The sequence below is a fragment of the Streptomyces sp. NPDC051921 genome (genome assembly GCF_040680975.1).
Taxonomy (GTDB): domain Bacteria; phylum Actinomycetota; class Actinomycetes; order Streptomycetales; family Streptomycetaceae; genus Streptomyces.
The window spans coordinates 39317-61104 of sequence record NZ_JBFAXU010000036.1; the positions used below are offsets into that span (position 1 = coordinate 39317).

At 70.5% G+C, this 21788-nt stretch carries 19 protein-coding genes and 1 pseudogene; 1 reads left to right on the plus strand and 19 read right to left on the minus strand.

Annotated features, from left to right (window positions below; genetic code table 11):
- Positions 1 to 96: 96 nt before the first annotated feature.
- From AB0M16_RS33855 to AB0M16_RS33915, 13 genes are all read right to left on the minus strand, one after another.
- Positions 97 to 1491 carry a cytochrome P450 gene (locus AB0M16_RS33855; RefSeq protein ID WP_365349914.1) on the minus strand — a complete coding sequence of 465 codons (1395 nt, stop codon included), beginning with the start codon at positions 1489 to 1491 and terminating at the stop codon, positions 97 to 99.
- A 219-nt stretch (positions 1492 to 1710) separates the two neighbouring features.
- The gene (locus AB0M16_RS33860; protein WP_365349916.1) at positions 1711 to 4539 is read right to left on the minus strand and encodes a DEAD/DEAH box helicase; all 2829 of its coding nucleotides are present in this window, start codon (positions 4537 to 4539) and stop codon (positions 1711 to 1713) included.
- A gap of 44 nt (positions 4540 to 4583) precedes the next feature.
- Positions 4584 to 5822 carry a diacylglycerol kinase family protein gene (locus AB0M16_RS33865; protein WP_365349918.1) on the minus strand — a complete coding sequence of 413 codons (1239 nt, stop codon included), beginning with the start codon at positions 5820 to 5822 and terminating at the stop codon, positions 4584 to 4586.
- A gap of 41 nt (positions 5823 to 5863) precedes the next feature.
- The gene (gene tatC, locus AB0M16_RS33870) at positions 5864 to 6763 is read right to left on the minus strand and encodes a twin-arginine translocase subunit TatC (RefSeq protein ID WP_365349968.1); all 900 of its coding nucleotides are present in this window, start codon (positions 6761 to 6763) and stop codon (positions 5864 to 5866) included.
- A 104-nt stretch (positions 6764 to 6867) separates the two neighbouring features.
- Entirely contained in the window at positions 6868 to 7152 is a 285-nt protein-coding gene (gene tatA, locus AB0M16_RS33875) for a Sec-independent protein translocase subunit TatA (RefSeq protein WP_365349920.1), read from the minus strand.
- Positions 7153 to 7338: 186 nt separating this feature from the next.
- On the minus strand, positions 7339 to 7536 hold the full coding sequence (locus AB0M16_RS33880) for a hypothetical protein (RefSeq protein ID WP_365349922.1): 198 nt from the start codon (positions 7534 to 7536) through the stop codon (positions 7339 to 7341).
- 34 nt (positions 7537 to 7570) lie between these two features.
- On the minus strand, positions 7571 to 7825 hold the full coding sequence (locus tag AB0M16_RS33885) for a hypothetical protein (RefSeq protein WP_365349924.1): 255 nt from the start codon (positions 7823 to 7825) through the stop codon (positions 7571 to 7573).
- Positions 7826 to 7961: 136 nt separating this feature from the next.
- On the minus strand, positions 7962 to 8912 hold the full coding sequence (locus tag AB0M16_RS33890; RefSeq protein WP_365349926.1) for a WYL domain-containing protein: 951 nt from the start codon (positions 8910 to 8912) through the stop codon (positions 7962 to 7964).
- A gap of 17 nt (positions 8913 to 8929) precedes the next feature.
- A complete protein-coding gene (locus tag AB0M16_RS33895; protein ID WP_365349928.1) occupies positions 8930 to 9886 on the minus strand; it encodes a WYL domain-containing protein in 957 nt (318 codons plus the stop codon).
- A 143-nt stretch (positions 9887 to 10029) separates the two neighbouring features.
- The gene (locus tag AB0M16_RS33900) at positions 10030 to 10410 is read right to left on the minus strand and encodes an FKBP-type peptidyl-prolyl cis-trans isomerase (protein WP_365349930.1); all 381 of its coding nucleotides are present in this window, start codon (positions 10408 to 10410) and stop codon (positions 10030 to 10032) included.
- A 63-nt stretch (positions 10411 to 10473) separates the two neighbouring features.
- Positions 10474 to 11412 carry an FKBP-type peptidyl-prolyl cis-trans isomerase gene (locus AB0M16_RS33905; protein ID WP_365349932.1) on the minus strand — a complete coding sequence of 313 codons (939 nt, stop codon included), beginning with the start codon at positions 11410 to 11412 and terminating at the stop codon, positions 10474 to 10476.
- A gap of 129 nt (positions 11413 to 11541) precedes the next feature.
- On the minus strand, positions 11542 to 12903 hold the full coding sequence (pafA, locus tag AB0M16_RS33910) for a Pup--protein ligase (RefSeq protein WP_365349935.1): 1362 nt from the start codon (positions 12901 to 12903) through the stop codon (positions 11542 to 11544).
- Positions 12904 to 12912: 9 nt separating this feature from the next.
- A complete protein-coding gene (locus AB0M16_RS33915; protein WP_365349937.1) occupies positions 12913 to 14244 on the minus strand; it encodes an MFS transporter in 1332 nt (443 codons plus the stop codon).
- Positions 14245 to 14377: 133 nt separating this feature from the next.
- Here AB0M16_RS33915 and AB0M16_RS33920 point away from each other — a divergent pair, with 133 nt between their 5' ends.
- Entirely contained in the window at positions 14378 to 15397 is a 1020-nt protein-coding gene (locus AB0M16_RS33920; RefSeq protein WP_365349939.1) for a LacI family DNA-binding transcriptional regulator, read from the plus strand.
- A gap of 85 nt (positions 15398 to 15482) precedes the next feature.
- Here the strand turns inward: AB0M16_RS33920 and prcA are convergent, their stop codons facing one another.
- From prcA to arc, 6 genes and pseudogenes are all read right to left on the minus strand, one after another.
- On the minus strand, positions 15483 to 16235 hold the full coding sequence (prcA, locus tag AB0M16_RS33925; RefSeq protein ID WP_365349941.1) for a proteasome subunit alpha: 753 nt from the start codon (positions 16233 to 16235) through the stop codon (positions 15483 to 15485).
- Positions 16236 to 16318: 83 nt separating this feature from the next.
- Positions 16319 to 17158, minus strand: coding sequence for a proteasome subunit beta (prcB, locus tag AB0M16_RS33930; RefSeq protein ID WP_365349943.1), 840 nt, complete (start codon positions 17156 to 17158; stop codon positions 16319 to 16321).
- Positions 17110 to 17695 (minus strand): annotated as a pseudogene (locus AB0M16_RS33935) (endonuclease VII domain-containing protein). The gene prcB and the pseudogene AB0M16_RS33935 overlap by 49 nt, the downstream one beginning before the upstream one ends.
- A gap of 42 nt (positions 17696 to 17737) precedes the next feature.
- The gene (locus AB0M16_RS33940; protein WP_015032443.1) at positions 17738 to 17950 is read right to left on the minus strand and encodes a ubiquitin-like protein Pup; all 213 of its coding nucleotides are present in this window, start codon (positions 17948 to 17950) and stop codon (positions 17738 to 17740) included.
- Positions 17951 to 18120: 170 nt separating this feature from the next.
- Positions 18121 to 19635 carry a depupylase/deamidase Dop gene (dop, locus tag AB0M16_RS33945; protein WP_365349946.1) on the minus strand — a complete coding sequence of 505 codons (1515 nt, stop codon included), beginning with the start codon at positions 19633 to 19635 and terminating at the stop codon, positions 18121 to 18123.
- A 182-nt stretch (positions 19636 to 19817) separates the two neighbouring features.
- Complete coding sequence (gene arc / locus AB0M16_RS33950) at positions 19818 to 21584, minus strand: proteasome ATPase (protein ID WP_365349948.1); 1767 nt, start codon at positions 21582 to 21584, stop codon at positions 19818 to 19820.
- Positions 21585 to 21788: the final 204 nt, after the last annotated feature.

Here is a 21788-nt window from a genome sequence, read left to right on the forward strand (position 1 = left end):
CTTTCCCGGGCCCCTCCCGGGCCCCTCCCTCACCACTCCGGGGTTTCCCCCAGGGCGGCGGGAAGGAGGCCGCGACCGCCCGGCCGGTCGCCCCGGTTACCGCGCCCGCACCGTCGCCAGGACGTCCCGGTCCGGCTGCAGCGTCAGGCCCGGGACCGGGCGTATCTCCTCCGCGTCGAGGTCGAGACGGAAGCGCCGGGCGACGACCGCCAGGATCAGCACCGCCTCCACCATGGCGAAACGGGTGCCCAGGCACACCCGGGGGCCGCCGCCGAAGGGGTACCACGCGTACTCCGGTATCTCCTCGGCCTCGCCCTCCGTCCCCCCGTCCTTCGCCGAGAGCCAGCGCTCCGGGCGGAACTCCAGCGGGTCCCGGTACCAGCGCCCGTCCCGGTGGGTGGCCCACTGGCTGCTCCAGACCCGCGTGCCCGGCGGGACGGGGGCACCACCGAGCGTGGCACCCTCCTTCGCTATGCCGGTGAGCAGCCAGATCGTCGGATAGAGGCGCAGCGTCTCCTTCACCACGGCCTGGGTGTAGGCCAGTTCGGCGTAGTCGTCGAATCCGGGGTCGCGCTCGCCGAGCACCCGGTCGAGCTCGGCCCCGAGCGCGTCGGCGACGCGTGGATGGTGCGAGAGGAGATACCAGGCCCAGACGAGGGTGGAACTCGTCGTCTCGTGCCCGCCGATGTAGAGCGTGACGGTCTCGTCACGGATCTCCCGGTCGGACAGGTGGGTGCCGGTCTCGTCCTGGGCGGCGAGGAGGCGGCTGAGGAGGTCGGGCCGCTCGCCGTCGCCGTCGCGGTGACGGGCGACGACCCGGGAGACCTCGGCGTCGATGACGGCCGTGGCCCGTTTGATGCGGGCACGTCCGGGGGTGGGGATCCAGTCGGGCAGGATCGCGCCGATGCCGCTGAACTCGGCGCCGATCTCGTGCTGGGCGACGTCCATGGCGCGGCCGATGGCCTCGGCGTCGGCCGCCGTGTCGACGCCGAAAATGGTGCGGACCGCGATGAGTTGGGTGAGTGCGGCCATCTCCTTCTTGACGTCGACCCGATCGCCGTCGGCCCACCGCCCGGCCAGGTCGACCGCGCACTCGGTCATCGTGGCGGCGTAGGACTTGACCTGCCGGGGCCGGACCGAGGGCTGCACCAGGGAGCGCTTGCGCCGCCAGTCGGCGCCTTTGGAGACCACGACGCCGTCGCCGAGCAGGGTCCGGAAGGCGATGCCGAGGTCCGGCTGGTCGAAGGTCCGCTCGACCTCGGTGAGGAGTTCGCCGATGGTCTCGGGGTGGGCGATGAAGAGCGCGGGGCTGCGGCCGAAGCGCCAGCGGACGAAGTCCCCGCGCTCACGCAGCCGTTCGAAGAAGGCGAGCGGGTCCTTGCCGAACTCCGGCAGATTCCCCAGCCCCGGGACACCCCGGGGTCCCGGTACGGTCTTCCGCCCGTCCGCCGTCGTGCTGCCGACGGCGGACGGACCGGCTTGCGTGGTCACGTGCGTTTCCTTCCGCAGGAGGTGCGTGGTGTTGGCCCCAGTGCCGAGCGCCCCAAGTACTCGTTCTGCTGTACGAGTTCATGGAAGCGGAAGGAACCGACACTCCGCCACCCCTGTGGAAAACCCCCTGTGGACAAGATCTCGGAGGACGCGCCGGGATGCGCGCCCTCCGAAGCCGTCAGCCCCCGAGCTGTACGTCCGCCCCACCGGGGCTGTACGTCAGCCCACCGAGCTGTAGGCCACGACACCCCTCAGCAGCGCGTCCACCGCCTTGCGGGCGTTCTTCGCGACCGTGCTGTCCTCCCTCGGCGCGGCGGCCGCGATCTGGCCGAGCACGTCGATGACCTGCTTGCACCAGCGGACGAAGTCGCCGGCCGGCATCTCCGCCTCGCGCAGCACCTCGTCGAGTCCCTTGTCGGAGGCCCACTGGTAGGCGGCCCAGGCGAAACCGAGGTCCGGCTCGCGCTGGCCGACGCCCTCCGTCTGATGGAGCTTGAACTCCTCCTCCAGCGCGTCCAGGCGGCCCCAGATCCGCACCATCTCGCCCATCGCGGCCTTGGCCCGGCCGGTGGGCAGCTTCGGTGCGACGGCGTCGTCCGACTGCCGGGCCTCGAAGACGAGCGCGGAGACGCAGGCGGCCAGTTCGGCGGGGTTCAGCCCCTCCCACACGCCTTCGCGCAGGCACTCGCTGGCGAGCAGGTCGAGTTCGCCGTAGAGCCGGGCGAGCCGCTTGCCGTTGGCGGTGACCTCGTTCCCGCGCAGGTAGTCGAGCTCGGTGAGGAGCGCGACGATCCGGTCGAAGGTGCGGGCGATGGTGTTCGTCCGGCCCTCGATGCGCCGCTCCAGCTGCTTGGTGTCGCGCTGCAGCCGGTGGAAGCGCTCGGCCCAGCGGGCGTGGTCCTCCCGCTCGTCGCAGCCGTGGCAGGGGTGGGCCCTGATCTCGGTGCGCAGCCGGGCGATCTCACGGTCGTCGGCCGCGGCCGAGCGCTGCCTGCGGTGCCGCTCCGGGTTGATGTGCCCGGCCTTGCTGCGCAGCGCGGAGGCCAGGTCGCGGCGGGACTGCGGGGACTTCGGGTTGAAGGAGCGCGGGATCCGCATCCGCTCCAGCGGCTCGACCGGCACCGGGAAGTCGATGGAGGCGAGCCGCTTGACCTGCCGCTCGGCGGTGAGCACCAGCGGGCGCGGCCCGTCGTGGTACTCGAAGCCGCGGTGGCCGTTGGTGCGGCCGGCCGGGACGCCCGGGTCGAGGACGAGGGCGAGACCGGCGAACTTGCCCGTCGGCACGTGGATGACGTCGCCGGGCTTGAGGCGCTCCAGGGAGGCCGCTGCCTCGGCGCGGCGGTGGGCGGCGCCCTGCCGGGCCAGTTCGGTCTCGCGGTCCTTGAGGTCGCGGCGGAGCCGCGCGTACTCCTCGAAGTCGCCGAGGTGGCAGGTCATGCCCTCGCGGTAGCCCTGCAGGCCCTCTTCGTTCTTCTGGACCTGCCGGGAGATCCCGACGACCGAGCGGTCGGCCTGGAACTGGGCGAAGGAGGTCTCCAGGAGCTCGCGCGAGCGGTGCCGGCCGAACTGGTCGACCAGGTTGACCGCCATGTTGTACGACGGCTTGAAGCTGGAGCGCAGCGGATACGTGCGGGTGCCGGCCAGGCCGGCGAGGTGGCCGGGGTCCATGCCGCGCTGCCACAGCACGACGGCGTGTCCCTCGACGTCGATGCCACGGCGGCCGGCCCGACCGGTGAGCTGGGTGTACTCGCCGGGCGTGATGTCGGCGTGCTGCTCGCCGTTCCACTTGACGAGCTTCTCCAGGATCACCGACCTGGCGGGCATGTTGATGCCGAGGGCGAGGGTCTCGGTGGCGAACACGGCCTTGACGAGGCCGCGGACGAAGAGCTCCTCGACGACCTCCTTGAAGGTCGGGAGCATGCCGGCGTGGTGCGCGGCGATGCCCCGCTCCAGGGCTTCGAGCCACTCGTAGTAGCCGAGGACGTGGAGGTCCTCGTCGGGGATGGCGGCCGTGCGCTCCTCGACGATCTCGCGGACGCGGCGGCGTCCCTCGTCGTCGTTGAGCCGCAGGCCCGCGTAGAGGCACTGCTGGACGGCGGACTCGCAGCCGGCGCGGCTGAAGATGAAGGTGATGGCGGGGAGCAGCCCCTCGGCGTCGAGCCGCTCGATGACCTCGGGCCGTCCGGGGGTCCAGATGCGGGAGCGCTGGCGGCGCTCGCGCTCGCGGTCGGCCTCGCGGACCATCTTGCCGCGGCGCCGCTCGCGCGGGTTGTACGTGCGCGAGTTCTCGGTGCGGGCGAGGCGGAGCAGGTCGGGGTTGACCTCGCGGCGGGAGGCGCCGCGGCCGCCGTGGTCGGTCTCCTCTTCGAAGAGGTCGTACATCCGGCGGCCGGCCAGGACGTGCTGCCACAGCGGCACGGGCCTGCTCTCGGAGACGATCACCTCGGTGTCGCCGCGGACGGTGTCGAGCCAGTCGCCGAACTCCTCGGCGTTCGACACGGTCGCGGAGAGCGACACGAGGGTCACGGACTCGGGGAGGTGGATGATCACTTCCTCCCAGACGGCGCCGCGGAAGCGGTCGGAGAGGTAGTGCACCTCGTCCATGACGACGTAGCCGAGGCCGGAGAGCGCCTGGGACCCCGCGTAGAGCATGTTGCGGAGGACCTCGGTGGTCATGACGACGACCGGCGCGTCGCCGTTGACGCTGTTGTCGCCGGTGAGCAGGCCGACCTTGTCGTGGCCGTACCGCTTGACGAGGTCGGCGTACTTCTGGTTGGAGAGCGCCTTGATGGGCGTGGTGTAGAAGCACTTGCGGCCCTGCCGGAGCGCGAGGTGCACGGCGAACTCGCCGACGATCGTCTTGCCGGAGCCCGTGGGCGCGGCGACGAGCACACCCTTGCCCGCTTCGAGGGCCTGGCATGCCTCGATCTGGAAGGGGTCCAGACCGAAGTCGTACATCTCGCGGAAGGGGGCCAGCGCCGTGGCCTGCTCCGCGTTGCGGGCGCGGGCGGCTGCGTACGCTTCGGCTGGTGTGAGGTCCTCTGTCATCTTGTTGTCGAGCCTACCCGCCACCTCTGACACTGACGCGATCTTTATCGGGGTGCCTGGGGCGGCGCCTCCGGGGCGAGCACCCGGAGTGCGCCGGGGACGCAGCGGGTGGTGAGGGGCAGGGGGCCGAGGGGCTCGCCGTCGGCGTAGGCGGTGATGCCGGGCGCCTCGACGGTGAGGGAGCGGACCCGGTGGACGGTGACCTTGGGGTGGTCGAGGTGGGTGCCCCGGTAGACCCTCGGGAAGACTCTGACGAGCTCGGTACGGGAGCAGTCGCCGACGACGGTGACGTCGAAGAGCCCGTCGTCGAGACGGGCGTCGGCGCAGATGCGCATGCCGCCGCCGTACGAGGTGCCGTTGCCGACGGCGACGAGGGTGGCCTCGATCCGGGTCTCGGCGCCTTCGTCGAGGGTGAGCCGGTACGGGACGGGCCGGAAGGCGGCGAGCTCGGCGAGGATCGCGAGGTCGTACGTGAAGCGTCCGGCGGGCAGCCGCATGCGGTTGCCGCGGTCGTTGACGCGGGAGTCGAAGCCGGAGGCGAGCACGGTCCCGAACCAGCGGTGCGCGCGGCCGGCCCCCGGCCCGCCGGCCGCCCGGCCGGCGTCCACGGTCCCGCCGGAGTCGAAGGCCCCGTAGGCGTCCACGGTCCCGCCGGAGTCCAAGGCCCCGTAGGCGTCCACGGTCCCGCCGGAGTCGACGGCCCCGCCGGAGTCCACGGCCCGGCCGGAGCACGCTGCCCCGTCCGCTTCCACCGCCCCGCCCGCGTCCACGGAGGCGCCGGAGGCTCCGGCCCGCGCCGGGTCCGCGGCCCTACGACGGGATCCCCCTGCCCCACCGGGCTCCCGCCCTTGCGCGGAGCCACCGCCACCGCCGTCACCCCCGCCCCACTCGACCCGCCCGAGGTCGATGGCCCGGCCCCCGTCCCCCGTGAGCGCCTCGACCGCGGTCCGGGCGGCCGCCGCCGGGTCACGGAGGGGCAGTCCGAGGCAGCGGGCGAAGTCGTTGCCCGTACCGACGGGGATCAGGCCGAGCGGGGTGCCGGTCCCGGCGACGGCCTGGAGGGCGAGCGAGACCATGCCGTCGCCGCCGACGACGACGAGGGCCCCGGTGCCGCCCCGCACGGCCTCTCGGGCCTGGCGCAGGGCGTCGTCGGCGTCACGGCCGAGGACGGTACGGACGGAGAATCCGGCCTCCCGGAAAGCGCGAACGGCCGGCTGCGCGGCGTGCGCGCCCCGGCCGCGTCCCGCGGTGGGATTGACGAAGAGAGTGATCTCGCTGGTCATGGCGGGTCCCCCCGGACGGAGTCTGGGGGGACCCTACAAGATCAGGTGACGTCGTCGTAACCGTTGAGCCGGTGCGACCTGGCGTCCGCCTCTCCGGTGGCCTGCTCGGGCAGGGCCCGGGCGGCGCCGACGGTCTCGACGGGGCCGACGGCCTCCGGGGTGAGGTCGAGGCTCGACGCCTCGTCGTCGTCCAGCTCGGCGTCCGGGTTGCGGCGTCGGCGCCGCTTGTCGTTGAGGAGCGCGAAGCCGACGGCACCCAGGTAGAGGATGGTGATCGGTCCGGCCAGGGCGAGCATGCCCACCGGGTCGGTGGTGGGGGTGATGACGGCGCCGAAGACGAAGACGCCCATGATCACGCCGCGCCACCAGCGGGCCATCCGCCTGCCGCTCAGCACTCCGGTGAGGTTCAGCATCACCAGGACGAGCGGGAGCTCGAAGGCGAGGCCGAAGACCAGCACCATGCGCAGGGTGAAGTCGAGGACGTCGTTGAGCGAGAGGATGTTGGCGGAGCCCTCCGGCGTGAGGCTGATGAGCACCTGCACGCTGATGGGGAGGATGAGGTACGCGAGGTAGGCGCCGGCCGCGAAGAGCGGGACCGCGGCGCCGACGAAGGCGTACGTGTACTTCTTCTCGTGCTTGTGCAGTCCGGGCGCGATGAAGGCCCAGAGCTGGTACAGCCAGACGGGGCTCGCGACGACCAGACCCGCCGTCAGCGAGAGCTGGATCGTCGTGCTGAAGGGCGCCATCAGGGTGTTGAAGGAGACGATGGCGCAGTTTCCGCCGTCGCTCGTGATGCCGGGCTCGCACTTGGGCACCGACTTCGTCAGGAACACCATCAGCTGCTCGCTGTACACGAGGGCCACGACGGTGACCGCGGCGATGGCCATGAGGCCCTTCGCCAGGCGGTTGCGGAGCTCACGCAGGTGCTCCACGAGGGGCATCCGACCCTCGGGATCCTTCTCCTGCTTGCGGGCAGACTTGGGCAACCCACGTCCTCATCTCGTGCGGCGGCCGCCGCCCTGTGCGACGGCCGCGGCGGACCGGGTCAGCGCTTGGTGGTGTCGGTGGGCTCGGTCACGGGACGCGAGCTCGTCACGTCACCCGGAGCGGCCTGGATGGTCCGCGGCGCGGCCTGGTCCTGCTGGCCGGCGTGCGGCGGGTCGGCGGGCGCGCTCTGCTGGTCGTCGCTCTTCATCGCCTTGGCCTCGCTCTTGAGGATGCGGGCGGACTTGCCCAGCGAACGAGCCATGTCCGGGAGCTTCTTGGCGCCGAACAGCAGGATGATCACGACGAGGATCAGAATGATCTCGGTGGGGCCGAGCCTACCCATAGCTGTTTACCTTCTTCACCGAGGCGACATTGGAGTGCGTGCCCGGCCGGTCGGACATGCGTCCGGCCACCGCGCTAGCAGCGATCGTAACCCGCAGGAGTAAACGGGCGGCAATGGCCGTGCATACTCACGATTTCGTCCGGCACGCGTGTGCCGTCCGGTCTCCTTGCAGCGTAGGGCCCGAATTCAGCGCAGCGTCTCGCCCGTTCGCGCCAGGTCTCCGGCGGCCTTCTCGAGCTCCTCCGCGGCCTGGTTGATGCGCTGTGTGGTGCGGGCCACTTGACGGCCGAGGCGCTGGGCCTCCAGGAAGACCTTGATGCCGAGGACGCCGAGGACGGCGATGCCGAGGAAGCCGAGGGCGATGGCGAGCATGGGCCAGAACATGGAGCGAGCCTAGACGTTTCCGGGGGCGGGGACGTCAGCCGGTGGTGTGCAGGCGCAGGGTGCGGACGCCGCCGCCGGTGAGGAGTTCGACGATCCGCTCTCCCGCGGGCTTGCGGACGGCGCTGCCGCACTCGGGGCAGGTGAAGGAGTAGAAGGTGGTGCGGCGGCTGGCTCCGATGGCGAGACGGAGGGCGCCCGCGGAGAGTTCGAAGCGGGAGCGGCAGTCGGGGCAGGCGGCCTTGAAGTGGACCGGGGCGACCGACGCCGTCAGACCGGGCATCACGGACATTTCCCTCAACTCTCCCCACTGCGGTTCGGTACGTCACCGGGAACGGCGCCCGGTCTCCCGGAACGTCACGTTCCCCCCTGCTGCGCCGCCGCCCGGACCCCGGGCGGCGCCGCTCGGCCCACCTCGGCCTGCGCCCTCAGCCCTCGTAGGCGGCGAGCGCCGCGGCGGCGGCCTCCCGGGCGCTGTCCGCGAGCTCCTGCGGGGCGACGATCCGCCCGTCGCTGCCGAGCCGCAGCGCGAGCCGGCGCAGCGAGGCGGGCGCCGGGGTGCGCAGCGTGATCCGCAGGCCCCCGTCGGGCAGCTCCTCCGCCCGGTCGTGCGGGTAGTACTCGGCGACCCAGCGACCGCCGGGCCCGACCTCCACCACGACCTCCGGGTCCTCGGCGGACGGCTGCACGAGCCCCTCCGACAGGTCCCGCAGCTCGATCTCCGGCGGCGCGGCGGGTGCGTCGAGGAGCCGGATCTCGGCGACCCGGTCGAGCCGGAAGGTGCGGCGCGCCTCGGAGAGCCGGCACCACGCCTCCATGTACGTGTGCCCCACGGCGAACAGGCGGATCGGGTCCACCTCGCGCTCGGTGAGCTCGTCCCGGGCGGGCGAGTAGTAGCGCAGCCACAGCCGCCGGCGCTCGGAGATCGCCCGGTCGACCTCGGCGAAGACCCCGCCCTCGGACTCGAAGGTCACCGACAGGCGGGAGCTGGCCCCGGCCGCCTCACCGGCCGCCGCCTCCAGCTTGGCGGTGGCCCGCAGCAGCGCCTCGCGGTCGCTCTCGCGCAGCCCCGGCAGGGTCGCCACCGCGCGGGCGGCCACCAGGAGGGCGGTGGCCTCGTCGGCGGCGAGCCGCAGCGGCGCCGCGACATCGTCCGGGTTGTGCCACCAGATCCGGTCGCCGTCGGTGTCGATGTCGAGCAGGTCGCCGCCGCGGAAGCTTGTGCCGCACATCGGCAGCACGTCGAGGTCCGAGATCAGCTCGTCCTCGGTGATCCCGAAGGCGCGGGCGACGTCGGCGACGTGCGCGCCCGGGCGCTCGCGGAGGTAGGTGACGAGGGAGAGCATCCGCCTCGTCTGGTCGATGGCGTTGGCAGCCATGGTCGTTCCTCTCCCCCTCAGCCCTTGGCCACGGCGCGCAGCCGCTCCACCACGTCGGCCCGCAGATCGGCGGGCTCGAGCACGACCACGTCGGGGCCGAACTCCACGAGCCAGGCGTCCAGGCCGTGCCCGTACGGGATCTCCAGCTCGTCCCAGCCGTCGGCGCCCTCGGCCACCGACTGGGCGCGGGCGCGCAGCGGATAGCCGCAGCCCGCCCGCAGCCGGATCCGGGCCGAGCGGGTGGCGGTCTCGCCGGCCCAGCTCTCGACGGTCTCCCGGACGGTGACCACGTCCGGGACGGGCGCGGTGAAGGCACCCGCCCGGGACCGGACCTTGCCGGTGATACGGGACAGCCGGAAGACCCGCTCGGCGCCGCGGTCCCGGTCCCAGCCCGCCAGGTACCAGTGGCCGCGCCAGCACTCCAGGGTCCACGGCTCGACGTGCCGTGGCTCGGGGCGGGCGGCGTTGGCCTTGCGGTAGTCGAAGACGACCGGCCGCCGGTCACGGCAGGCCAGCATCAGCGGCTCGAAGGCGGCCTCGTGCACCGGGATGCGCGGTTCCAGGGCGCTGTGCTGGGCGTCGTACGAGTCCTCCGCCTCGGGCATCCCGGCGGCGCGCAGCTTCTGCAGGGCACCGCTCGCGGCACCGGCGAGCCGGGCCTGCTGCCAGACCTTGGCGGCCAGCCCGAGGGCGGCGGCCTCCTCCGCGTCGAGCGTGATGGGCGGCAGGCGGTTGGAGTCGCGCCGGGCCAGGTAGCCGATCTCGCCGTCGAGGTTCTCGACCGTCTCGATCACCAGGCCGAGCTCGCGCAGATCGTCCTTGTCGCGCTCGAACATCCGGTTGAAGGCGTCCTCGCCGGTCGCCTCCATATAGGCCTCGATGGAGCCGCGGAGCTCTCGCTTGCTCAACGGACGGCGGGTTCCGAGCAGGCACAGCGCAAGATTCATCAGCCGCTCGGCCTTGGCAATCGCCATCGACGCCCCGCACCCTCTTCTGCCGGATTGACTTCTTGAGACGTCCGACCGTACCGCCCCGGGGTGTCCGGACAAAAGCCGGGACGAACGCCGAGGGCCCCCGCCGGGGAGGCGGGGGCCCTCGGGGGCACGAACGGGCCGGGTCAGCGCTTGGTGACGTCCACCAGGTCGCAGACGAAGATCAGCGTCTCGCCGGGGCCGATCTTGCCGCCGGCACCGCGGTCGCCGTAGGCGAGGTCCGCGGGGATGACCAGCTGGCGACGACCGCCGACCTTCATACCCTGGACACCCTTGTCCCAGCCCTGGATGACCATGCCGACACCGAGCTGGAAGTCCAGCGGGGCGCCGCGGTTCCAGGACGCGTCGAACTCCTCGCCGGAGTCGAAGGACACACCCACGTAGTGGACCTTGACCATGTCGCCGGCCTCGGCGACCGCGCCGTCGCCCTGCCAGATGTCCTTGATCTCCAGGTCCTTCGGCGGCTCGCCACCGGGGAAGTCGACCTCGGGCTTCTCGATGCTCACTGCAGTGCGCTCCTCAAAAAACTATGAACCGCCCAGACGATGGTCTGCGCGACCAGGACAGTCTTACACCTTCGCCAGGATGTCGACGGAGAACACGAGGGTCGAGTTCTTCGGAATTCCCTGCTGCTCCTTGTCGCCGAAAGCCTCGGACGGCGGGGCGACGATGAGGACGCGGCTGCCGACCTTCTTGCCGGCGATGCCGTCCTTCAGACCCTTCAGGGTCAGCTGGGACAGCGGGAAGTTGGCCGGCTTGCCGGTGGTGTAGGTCGAGTCGAAGACCTTGCCGTCCTTCCACAGGGCGGCGACGTAGTTCACGACGACCGTGTCGGTGGCCGCCACGACCTCACCCTTGGACTCCAGGATGTAGTTGGAGACCAGCTTCGTCGGCGGGTCGACCTTGGGAACGGTCAGCGAGGGCTGCTTGCCGTCGGTGTTGGTGCCGACCTTCGGCAGGTCCTTGTTGTCCTGGGCGACCGGGGTGCCTTCGGCGGACTTCGGGATGGTGACGGCCTTCAGGATGTCGACCACGAACACCAGGGTCGCGTTCGGCTTGATGTCGCCCTGGCCCTGCGCGCCGTAACCGAGCGCCGGCGGGATGCCGATCTCGACGCGGCTGCCGACCTTCTGCCCCTCCAGGCCCTTCTCCCAGCCCTGGATGACCTGGCCCTCGCCCAGGGTCAGCGAGAAGGGCTGCTTCCGGTCGAAGCTGTTGTCGAAGGGGGTGGTCTCGTCCCACTCCTGACCCAGGTAGTTCACCGAGAGGGCGTCGCCCTTCTTGGTGACCGCGCCGTCGCCCTCGCTGATGACGTTGACCTTGAGGTCCTTCGGCGGGTCGCCCACACCCTTGGCGAGGGTCGGCTTCTCCCCGAACTTCTCGCCTGCGGTGATGGCGGGAAGACCGTTCTTCATCGAACCGGAATCGGAGCCCTTGTCATCGCCGCCGCAGGCCGCTGTGGTGAGCAGCAGCAGCGGGACGACGAGCAGGCCGGCAAGTCGGCGCACTAGTTCCTCAGATCTCAGACGGCACAGTAGTTGTCCGGACACTCTAGGGGACCACCCTGAGATGCCGTCGGCCCCGCACGTGAAACGTGCGGGGCCGACCGGACCTTCTGCACCGCCGCTGTACCGGTCCTACATACCGGCGATCAGCTTCTCCACCCGGTCGTCGACCGAACGGAACGGGTCCTTGCACAACACGGTGCGCTGCGCCTGGTCGTTGAGCTTGAGGTGGACCCAGTCGACGGTGAAGTCCCTGCGCTGCTCCTGGGCACGGCGGATGAAGTCGCCGCGGAGCCGGGCCCGGGTGGTCTGCGGGGGCACGGACTTGCCCTCGAAGATCTTCACGTCGTTGCACACCCGGGCCGCCTGGCCGTTCTTCTGGAGCAGGTAGTACAGACCGCGGCGGCGGTGGATGTCGTGGTACGCGAGGTCTATCTGAGCGACCCTCGGGTGCGACATGGTCATGTTGTGCTTGGCCCGGTACCGCTCGATGAGCTTGTACTTCATGACCCAGTCGATCTCGGTCTCGATCCGGTCGAGCTGCTCCTCCTCGATGGCGTCGAGGGTGCGGCCCCACAGTTCGAGGACCTGGGCGACGATGCCGCTGCGGATGCCACGGCGGTCGACGAAGTCGGCGGCCTTCTCGTAGTACTCCCGCTGGACCTCCAGGGCGGAGGCCTCACGGCCGCTGGCGAGCCGGACCTTGCGCTGGCCGGTGATGTCGTGGCTGACCTCGCGGATGGCCCGGATCGGGTTCTCCAGGGTGAGGTCGCGCATCACGGTGCCCGCCTCGATCATGCGCAGCACGAGGTCGGTGGCACCGACCTTGAGGAGCATGGTCGTCTCGGACATGTTGGAGTCGCCGACGATGACATGGAGCCGGCGGTAACGCTCGGCGTCCGCGTGCGGCTCGTCGCGGGTGTTGATGATGGGACGCGAACGGGTCGTGGCGGAGCTGACGCCCTCCCAGATGTGCTCGGCCCGCTGGGAGACGCAGTAGACGGCGCCGCGCGGAGTCTGCAGCACCTTTCCGGCGCCGCAGATGAGCTGACGGGTGACGAGGAACGGAATGAGGATGTCCGCGAGCCGGGAGAACTCCCCGTGGCGGGCCACCAGATAGTTCTCGTGGCAACCGTAGGAGTTTCCGGCGGAGTCGGTGTTGTTCTTGAAGAGATAGACGTCGCCCGCGATTCCCTCCTCGTGCAGGCGGCGTTCCGCGTCGACGAGCAGTCCTTCGAGAATGCGCTCGCCTGCCTTGTCGTGCGTGACCAGTTCGACCACGTTGTCGCATTCGGGAGTTGCGTATTCCGGATGCGAACCCACGTCCAGGTACAGGCGGGCTCCGTTCCGCAGGAAGACATTGCTGCTGCGGCCCCATGACACGACACGGCGGAAGAGGTAGCGCGCCACTTCGTCAGGAGACAGTCGGCGCTGTCCCCTGAACGTGCACGTGACGCCGTACTCGTTCTCCAGCCCGAAAATGCGGCGGTCCATGTCTGAACATTACGCCTGAAGCCCTGCGCTGAAACCGGGTTCGGCGGCCCCGTTTCGATCATTTTCCGATGAGCGTGGGTTCTTTTCGGCCTGCCCGGTGGCGGGCCCGGTGGTTTCGGCGCCCCCACCGACGGCGTGTCGCACCGGCGGCACCGGCCCGAGGACCCGGCCGGTGCCGAGCAGGACCAGGAAGGCGACGAAGCCACCGACACCGGCCACCGCGAAACCGGCGGGGGTCCCGGCGAGTTCGACGGCCGGTCCGGAGACGGCGGAGCCCAGGGCGGCACCGACGCCGAAGGTGGTCACGAGCCAGGAGAACGCCTCGGTGACCGTGCCACCGGGCGCGTGCCGGTCGACCACGATGAAGGCACAGGCGATCGCCGGTGCCAGGAACACGCCCGCGAGAGCCGCGAGGGCGGTCATGGCGGCCGGCCCGGGCACCAGCATCAGAGGCAGGTAGCCGAGGGCGAGCAGCAGCACCAGGACGCGCAGCCGCCGCTCGGGCGCGCCGGCCCACTGGCGGGCGCCGTAGGCGACGCCGCCGACGAGCGCGCCGAGGCCGAGGGCGGCCATCAGCCAGCCGTAGACGGCCTCGTTGCCGCGGTCGTCGGCGTAGGCGACGGCGGCGACCGTGATGGAGCCCAGGGCCAGGCCCACGAAGAAGAACGAGGCGAGCAGGGCCAGCAGCCCGGGCGAGCGCAGCGCGCCCAGCCAATGGGCCTCACGGGGCGCCGAGCGCCAGGTCCGGGAGGGCTGGGAGACGACCACGGACAGCGCGCCGAGGACGCCGAGCGCGTTGATGACGACCAGGGCGGCGGCGGGCGACCAGAGGGCCACGACCAGGGTCAGCAGCAACGGCCCGACGGTGAACATGACCTCCTGGGCGACCGCGTCCAGGGCGTACGCCCGGTGCACCCGGTCCTCCCGGCCGAGAACGCTCGGCCACAGGGCGCGCAGGCCGCCTTCGAGGGGCGGGGTGAAGAGGCCGGCGACCAGGACGGCGGCGTAGGCGAGGAACAGGTTCCCGATGCCCGTGACGGCCAGGGCGGCCATGCCGAGGGCGGAGACCACGGCGGCGGGGAGCTGCACGCGGGGCTGGCCCTTGAGGTCGACGGCGCGGCCGAGGAGGGGCTGGCCGACGGCGGTGGCCAGGCCGTACGCGGCGATGAGGCCGCCCGCGAGGCTGTAGCTGCCGCCCTCGGCCCGGGTGAAGACGGTGATGGCGACGGGACCGGTGCCGTTGGGGAGCCGCCCGACGAGGGTGCCGACCAACAGGCGCGCCGCGTGGGGCGCGCGCAGAATGTCCAGATAGCCGCCCTTGGGCGTGGCCCCGCCGGCCATGTCGTCTCCCCTCCCGGGGCATGCGCCCGAGGTTTTACGTATAACTACTGGAGTCATACGTACCATGACCGCAAGGCGCCGGTCCACCCCGCGCGTCGGAACGGTCCTGCAGCAAACCGCCGCGGAGGTACGAGTGCACAGCCCGGAACCCATCGGCGGAAGCCGCCCCACCAGCAGGGACGTCGCCAAGGCGGCCGGGGTCTCCCAGGCCACGGTCTCCCTCGTCCTCGGCGACAAGTGGCGCGGCCGGGTCTCCGAGCGCACCGCCGCCTCCGTCCGCGAGGCCGCCGCCGAACTCGGCTACCGCCCCAACCTCGCCGCCCGCAACCTGCGCCTCGGCCGCACCCGCACCGCACTCCTCGTCGTCCCGGCACTCACCAACGAATTCTTCGCCCGGGTCTACACCGGCGCCGCCGCCGTCGCCGCCCGGCACGGCTTCGGCGTCGTGCTCTACCCCTCCCCCGACGGCGTCGGCCCCGCCAAGGACCCCTTCGCCTCCGCCCGCGCCGCCCTCGACGGCGTCATCGCCTCCTCCATGGCCTCCGACGCCCTCAAGGCCTTCCGCGGCACCGACCTGCCGCTCGTCATGCTCGACAGCGACCCCGCCGACACCGGCGCCGCCGCCCACGTCAACCTCGACATCGCCGACGGCATGCGCCAGGTCACCGGCCACCTCCTGGCCCTCGGCCACCGGCGCTTCCTGCACTTCGCCTCGGCCGTGCCCTCCTGGACCTTCGACGTCCGGGCCGCCGCCCTCACCGGCGCCCTCCGCACCGCCGACGTCACGACCGTACGCGCACCCCTCGACGTCCAGAGCGCCCGCGAGGCCGCCGAGCGGGCCCTCACCGGGCCCGGGCCCCGGCCCACCGCCATCGTCTGCGACGACGACATCCTGGCCGCCGGAGCCTGCAAGGCCGCGCGCCGGCTCGGACTGCGCATCCCCGAGGACCTGTCCGTCACCGGCTTCGACGACCTGGCCCTCGCCACCGCCGTCGAACCCGAACTCACCACCGTCGGCCTGCCCGCCGAACGCATCGGCGAGCGCGGCATGGCCGCCCTCCTCGCCGTGCTCGACGGCCGCGAGCCGGAACGCGGCGACCTCCCCGTCACCCTCGTCCCCCGCGGCTCCTCGGGCCCGGCACCCGCCGCCTGACACCCCCGCACGACACGGGAGGGCCCCGGAACCGCACCACTGCGGTCCCGGGGCCCTCCGGCCTCGCCACGGCCTCCTGCGCGCCCTACTCCTCGGCGGCCTCGTCCGACGGATCGTCCGTCTTGGCCACGGCGGCGTCGTCCGCCTCCAGAAGGCGCTTCAGCTGCCGCCCGACGATCCGCTTGAACTTGCGCTGCTGCGGACGCGTACGGTCCAGGACCGCCACCTCGAGCCGGTCCGCGGGGATCTCCCGCTCCGTGCCGTTGGTGTCCCGCGACAACCCCTGCACGGCCAGCTTCAGCGCCTCCGCCAGCGACATCCCGTCACGGTGCCGCTGGTCCAGGAAGGAGCTGATCTGCTCCGCGTTGCCGCCGACCGCGACGGAGCCGTGCTCGTCGACGATCGACCCGTCGTGCGGCAGCCGGTAGATCTGGTCGCCCTCGGGCTCCGCGCCCACCTCGGCGACGACCAGCTCCACCTCGTACGGCTTCTCGCCCGCGCTGGAGAAGATGGTGCCCAGCGTCTGGGCGTACACATTGGCCAGACCACGGGCCGTGACGTCGTCACGGTCGTAGGTGTAGCCGCGCAGATCGGCGTAGCGCACGCCGCCGATCCGCAGGTTCTCGTACTCGTTGTACTTGCCGGCGGCGGCGAAGCCGATCCGGTCGTAGATCTCGCTGAACTTGTGCAGCGCACGGGACGGGTTCTCGCCGACGAAGACGATGCCGTCGGCGTACTGGAGGACGACCAGGCTGCGGCCGCGGGCGATGCCCTTGCGGGCGTACTCGGCCCGGTCCGCCATGGCCTGCTGAGGTGAGACATAGAACGGCGTGGACACCGGCTACCGTCCCTTTCTTCCGGTCTGAAGGGCTCTGGAGGGCTCTGGAGGGCTCTGGAGTGGCTTCTTGGGTCGACGCGTGGTCAGAGCAGGGCGGCGCGCGGCCCGTCGGGCTGCTCCAGACGCCGCTCGGTGACCGACCGCGCCAGCTCGGAGGACTCCGCCTCCGTGAGCCTGCGGAAGCCCTCGTCGGTGATGACGGTGACGATCGGGAAGATCCGCCGGGCCAGGTCCGGACCGCCGGTCGCCGAGTCGTCGTCGGCCGCGTCGTACAGCGCCTGGACGACGAGCGTGGTGGCCTGCTGCTCGGTCAGGTCGTCCCGGTAGAGCTTCTTCATCGACCCGCGCGCGAAGATCGAGCCCGAGCCGGTGGCGGCGTAGCCGTGCTCCTCGGAGCGGCCGCCGGTGACGTCGTAGGAGAAGATCCGGCCCTTCTCCTTGCCCTCGTCCCAGCCCGCGAAGAGCGGGACGACGGCCAGGCCCTGCATGGCCATGCCGAGGTTGCTGCGGATCATCGTGGACAGGCGGTTGGCCTTGCCCTCCAGGGAGAGCGTCGCGCCCTCCACCTTCTCGAAGTGCTCCAGCTCCAGCTGGAACAGCTTCACCATCTCCACGGCGAGGCCGGCCGTGCCGGCGATGCCGACCGCGGAGTACTCGTCGGCCGGGAACACCTTCTCGATGTCGCGCTGCGCGATCATGTTCCCCATGGTCGCCCGCCGGTCACCGGCGAGCACGACCCCGCCGGGGAAGGTGGCGGCCACGATGGTGGTGCCGTGCGGCGCCTCGACGACCCCCTCCGGCAGCTTCCGGTGGCCGGGGAGCATCTCCGGCGAGTGGTCGGCAAGGAAGTCCATGAAGGAGGACGAGCCCGGCGTCAGGAAGGCTGCCGGTAGACGCCCTGTGCTACGAGTGTTGGGTTCCACAGGTTTCCTTCCACGTATGCGGCTGCACGCCTTATGGCGTCCGGCCGATCCTTGAGTTGCCCCAGCGCCGCGTTGCAACTGAAACACAGCACGCCTCGGACCTTACCCGTCCGATGATCGTGATCCACATGTTCCGCAGGACCCTCCTGGCAGATCACGCAGACACCACCCTGGGCGGCGATCATCTGGTCACGCTCGGCCTCGGTGAGTCCGTATTGACGCTTGAGATGGTCGGCCCGCGCCTGCGTGGCACGGCACTTTGCAGCGGGTGGAGAGGCCGTCCGAGGCGGTCCTGTTGCGGTCCCACAGGGAGTGAGGCTTGATCTCTCCGCAGCGGCGGCAGTACTTGTGCCCCGCCGGCACCTCGACCCTGGGGCGAACGTTCTTACCTCTGGCCTTCTGGCGCTCTTGGTGGTACTCGGCCGCGCACGGCCTGCAGTAGCACTGCAGACCGTCCCGCATGGCCCGGTTGCTCGCGAAAGCCTCTCGCGGCTTCGCCTCCCCGCACCGACTGCACCGCTTGAAGCTCTCGAGCATTAACCCCCCAGCAAGGACTTCACCTTCGATTCAAAGGCGAAATCACTCGCCACCCTTCTGAACGAAGGAGCGCACGAAATCCTCCGCGTTCTCCTCGAGCACATCGTCGATTTCGTCCAGGACGGAGTCCACGTCGTCGCTCAGCTTCTCCTGGCGTTCCTTGAGGTCGGAGCTCGCCTCCGTGGTGGTCTCCTCGACCTCCTCCGTGGAACGCGTCGCCTTCTGCTGTCCGCCGCCGGTGTCCTTGGTCGCCATAAACCTCACCCCGCTCGAATCGGCCCGCTCGTGTGGGTCTGTACAAGATCAGACCTTACAAGCCGGGACTGACATCGGCCCCGCAGTTTCAACAACGTCCGGGCACTGCTTCCATGATTCCCAGTCCCCGGGCATTTCAGCCGTACCAGGAGACCGGGAAATCACTCGGGCTAGGAGTTGCCGGACAGGACGCGGACCAGTTCCTCCGCGGTCCTGCACCGGTCCAGGAGCTCCTTGACGTGGTTCCTGGTGCCCCGGAGGGGCTCCAGGGTGGGGACCCGCTGGAGCGAGTCGCGGCCGGGCAGGTCGAAGATCACCGAGTCCCAGGAGGCGGCGGCCACGTCGTCCGCGTACTGCTCCAGGCAGCGGCCGCGGAAATAGGCCCTGGTGTCCTCCGGAGGGTTCGTCTCGGCCCGCACGACCGTGTCCTCGTCCAGGAGCCGCTTCATGCGGCCCCGGGCCACCAGACGGTTGTACAGGCCCTTCTCGGGGCGCACGTCCGCGTACTGGAGGTCGACGAGGTGCAGCCGGGCGGCGTCCCAGTCGAGGCTGTCGCGCCGGCGGTAGCCCTCCATGAGCTCCCGTTTGGCGAGCCAGTCCAGCTCGCCGGAGAGGCTCATCGGGTCGTTCTCCAGCCGGTTCAGCGTGTCCTCCCAGCGGACCAGGACGTCCTTGGTCTGCTCGTCGGCGTCCGCCCCGTAGCGCTCCTCCACGTACTTCCTGGCCAGCTCGAAGTACTCCATCTGGAGCTGCACCGCGGTGAGTGTCCGGCCGCTGCGCAGGGTGATCAGGTATTGGAGCCCCGGGTCGTGGGAGACCTGGTGGAGGGTGCGTACGGGCTGGTCGACGGCGAGGTCGACGGTGATGAAGGCGTCCTCGATCATGGAGAGGACGAGCGCGGTCGTGCCCAGCTTGAGGTAGGTGGAGATCTCGGAGAGGTTGGCGTCCCCGATGATCACGTGCAGCCGCCGGTACTTCTCGGCGTCCGCGTGCGGCTCGTCGCGGGTGTTGATGATGGGGCGCTTGAGGGTGGTCTCCAGGCCGACCTCGACTTCGAAGTAGTCGGCGCGCTGGCTGATCTGGAAGCCGTGCTCGCGCCCGTCCTGGCCGATGCCGACGCGGCCGGCGCCGGTGACGACCTGGCGGGAGACGAAGAAGGGCGTCAGGTGGCGCACGATGTCCGAGAAGGGGGTCTCCCGCTTCATCAGGTAGTTCTCGTGCGTGCCGTAGGACGCGCCCTTGTTGTCGGTGTTGTTCTTGTACAGGTGGATGGGCTGGGCGCCGGGGAGCTGGGCGGCCCGCTCGGCGGCCTCGGCCATGATGCGCTCGCCGGCTTTGTCCCAGAGGACGGCGTCGCGGGGGTTGGTGACCTCGGGGGCGCTGTACTCGGGGTGGGCGTGGTCCACGTAGAGCCGGGCGCCGTTGGTCAGGATGACGTTGGCGAGGCCGATGTCCTCGTCGGTGAGCTGGCTGGAATCGGCGGCCTCGCGGGCGAGGTCGAAGCCGCGGGCGTCCCGCAGCGGGTTCTCCTCCTCGAAGTCCCAGCGGGCGCGGCGCGCCCGGTGCATCGCCGCCGCGTAGGCGTTGACGATCTGGGACGAGGTGAGCATGGCATTGGCGTTGGGGTGCCCCGGGACGGAGATCCCGTATTCCGTCTCGATGCCCATTACTCGCCGTACGGTCATGCGGCCCTCCTTGCCCGGCGCCGCTCCCCGCACAGTGCGTGATGCGGCGGTACCCACGAGCCTAGAGCGGCCGCGCGTGTACGGGGAGATCGAAAGCGAATCGGTGAGTGGAAAGCGACGGCTGCGGATGCCCGTGTCCCGTACATCCGCAGCCGGTGCGCGTCACTGCTGGTTGCGCGTTGTTACAGGTACTGACCGGTGTTCGCCACCGTGTCGATGGAGCGGCCGGTGTCCGCGCCCTGCTTTCCGGTGACGAGGGTGCGGATGAAGACGATCCGCTCGCCCTTCTTTCCGGAGATGCGGGCCCAGTCGTCCGGGTTGGTGGTGTTGGGAAGGTCCTCGTTCTCCTTGAACTCGTCCACGCAGGCCTGGAGGAGGTGGGAGACGCGAATGCCCTTCTGGTCGTGGTCGAGGAAGGCCTTGATGGCCATCTTCTTGGCCCGGTCGACGATGTTCTGGATCATCGCGCCGGAGTTGAAGTCCTTGAAGTAGAGGACTTCCTTGTCGCCGTTGGCGTACGTGACCTCGAGGAAGCGGTTCTCCTCGGATTCCGCGTACATCTGCTCGACCACGGACTGGATCATTCCGTGGGCGGCGGCTTCCTTCGATCCGCTGTGTTCGGCGAGGTCGTCGGCGTGCAGCGGGAGCGAGGCGGTCAGGTACTTGGCGAAGATGTCCTTGGCTGCCTCTGCGTCCGGACGCTCGATCTTGATCTTGACGTCGAGCCGGCCGGGCCGCAGGATCGCGGGGTCGATCATGTCCTCGCGGTTGGAGGCGCCGATGACGATGACGTTCTCCAGGCCCTCCACGCCGTCGATCTCGGCGAGGAGCTGCGGGACGATGGTGTTCTCCACGTCCGAGCTGACGCCGGATCCGCGGGTGCGGAAGAGGGATTCCATCTCGTCGAAGAAGACGATGACGGGGGTGCCCTCGCTCGCCTTCTCCCGGGCACGCTGGAAGACGAGGCGGATGTGCCGCTCGGTCTCACCGACGTACTTGTTGAGGAGCTCGGGGCCCTTGATGTTCAGGAAGTAGGACTTCCCGGCGGGCTGGCCGGTCACCTCGGCGACCTTCTTGGCAAGGGAGTTGGCGACGGCCTTCGCGATGAGCGTCTTGCCGCAGCCGGGCGGGCCGTAGAGCAGGATGCCCTTCGGGGGCCGCAGTTCGTGTTCCTTGAAGAGGTCCGGGTAGAGGTACGGGAGCTCGACGGCGTCGCGGATCAGTTCGATCTGGTTGCCCAGGCCGCCGATCTTGTCGTAGTCGACGTCCGGGACCTCTTCGAGGACGAGCTCTTCGACCTCGCTCTTGGGGACGACCTCGTAGACGTAGCCCGACCTGGGTTCCAGGAGCAGGGCGTCGCCGGGGCGGATGGTGATGTCCAGCAGCGGCTCGGCGAGCCGCACCACCCGTTCCTCGTCGGTGTGGCCGATCACCAGGGCGCGCTCGCCGTCCTCGAGGATCTCCTTGAGGGTGACGATGTCGCCGGCGCGCTCGAACTCCATGGCCTCGACCACGTTGAGCGCCTCGTTGAGCATGACTTCCTGGCCCCGCCTGAGCTCGTCGAGCTCGACGCTGGGGCTGACGTTCACCCGGAGCTTGCGGCCCCCGGTGAAGATGTCGCACGTGCCGTCCTCATTCGCCTGCAGGAAGACACCGAAGCCGGCCGGCGGCTGGGCGAGCCGGTCGACCTCCTCCTTGAGGGCCACGATCTGGTCCCGGGCCTCACGGAGCGTATTGGCGAGTCGCTCGTTCTGAGCGGACACGCCGGCCAGGTTCGTCTGCAGCTCGACGATCCGCTCCTCGAGAATCCTCGTGTGACGCGGAGAGTCGGCGAGCTTGCGGCGCAGGACGGCGATTTCCTGCTCGAGATAGGCAACCTGACCGGCGGGGTCCTCAGACCCCCGCCCGGGCCGGATGCCGCGGTTGATGTCGTCGTCGTGGGCTGCCACGGTCCTCACCTCCTCCAAGGGGAGCTGGACGCTTCCTGACCCTACCTGGGTGGGTGATGATTGAAACCCCTAGATCAAAAAGACTCCGAGGTGTGTCCGATCTTCACCCTTGCGCTTCCCCTCACGCCAGGGGAATACCCACCGCTGGTCATTGCAAAAGCGGGCGGTTGTATCGTCGTGGGTGGTCAACACCCGTCAGGCTTG

Bases quoted from the DNA above. Each gene is read 5' to 3' on its own strand.
- AB0M16_RS33860 (WP_365349916.1), bottom strand. From the start codon at position 4,539: ATGACAGAGGACCTCACACCAGCCGAAGCGTACGCAGCCGCCCGCGCC.
- AB0M16_RS33865 (WP_365349918.1), bottom strand. From the start codon at position 5,822: ATGACCAGCGAGATCACTCTCTTCGTCAATCCCACCGCGGGACGCGGC.
- tatC (WP_365349968.1), bottom strand. From the start codon at position 6,763: ATGCCCCTCGTGGAGCACCTGCGTGAGCTCCGCAACCGCCTGGCGAAG.
- tatA (WP_365349920.1), bottom strand. From the start codon at position 7,152: ATGGGTAGGCTCGGCCCCACCGAGATCATTCTGATCCTCGTCGTGATC.
- AB0M16_RS33880 (WP_365349922.1), bottom strand. From the start codon at position 7,536: ATGTTCTGGCCCATGCTCGCCATCGCCCTCGGCTTCCTCGGCATCGCC.
- AB0M16_RS33885 (WP_365349924.1), bottom strand. From the start codon at position 7,825: ATGTCCGTGATGCCCGGTCTGACGGCGTCGGTCGCCCCGGTCCACTTC.
- AB0M16_RS33890 (WP_365349926.1), bottom strand. From the start codon at position 8,912: ATGGCTGCCAACGCCATCGACCAGACGAGGCGGATGCTCTCCCTCGTC.
- AB0M16_RS33895 (WP_365349928.1), bottom strand. From the start codon at position 9,886: ATGGCGATTGCCAAGGCCGAGCGGCTGATGAATCTTGCGCTGTGCCTG.
- pafA (WP_365349935.1), bottom strand. From the start codon at position 12,903: ATGGACCGCCGCATTTTCGGGCTGGAGAACGAGTACGGCGTCACGTGC.
- AB0M16_RS33915 (WP_365349937.1), bottom strand. From the start codon at position 14,244: ATGGCCGGCGGGGCCACGCCCAAGGGCGGCTATCTGGACATTCTGCGC.
- AB0M16_RS33940 (WP_015032443.1), bottom strand. From the start codon at position 17,950: ATGGCGACCAAGGACACCGGCGGCGGACAGCAGAAGGCGACGCGTTCC.
- dop (WP_365349946.1), bottom strand. From the start codon at position 19,635: ATGACCGTACGGCGAGTAATGGGCATCGAGACGGAATACGGGATCTCC.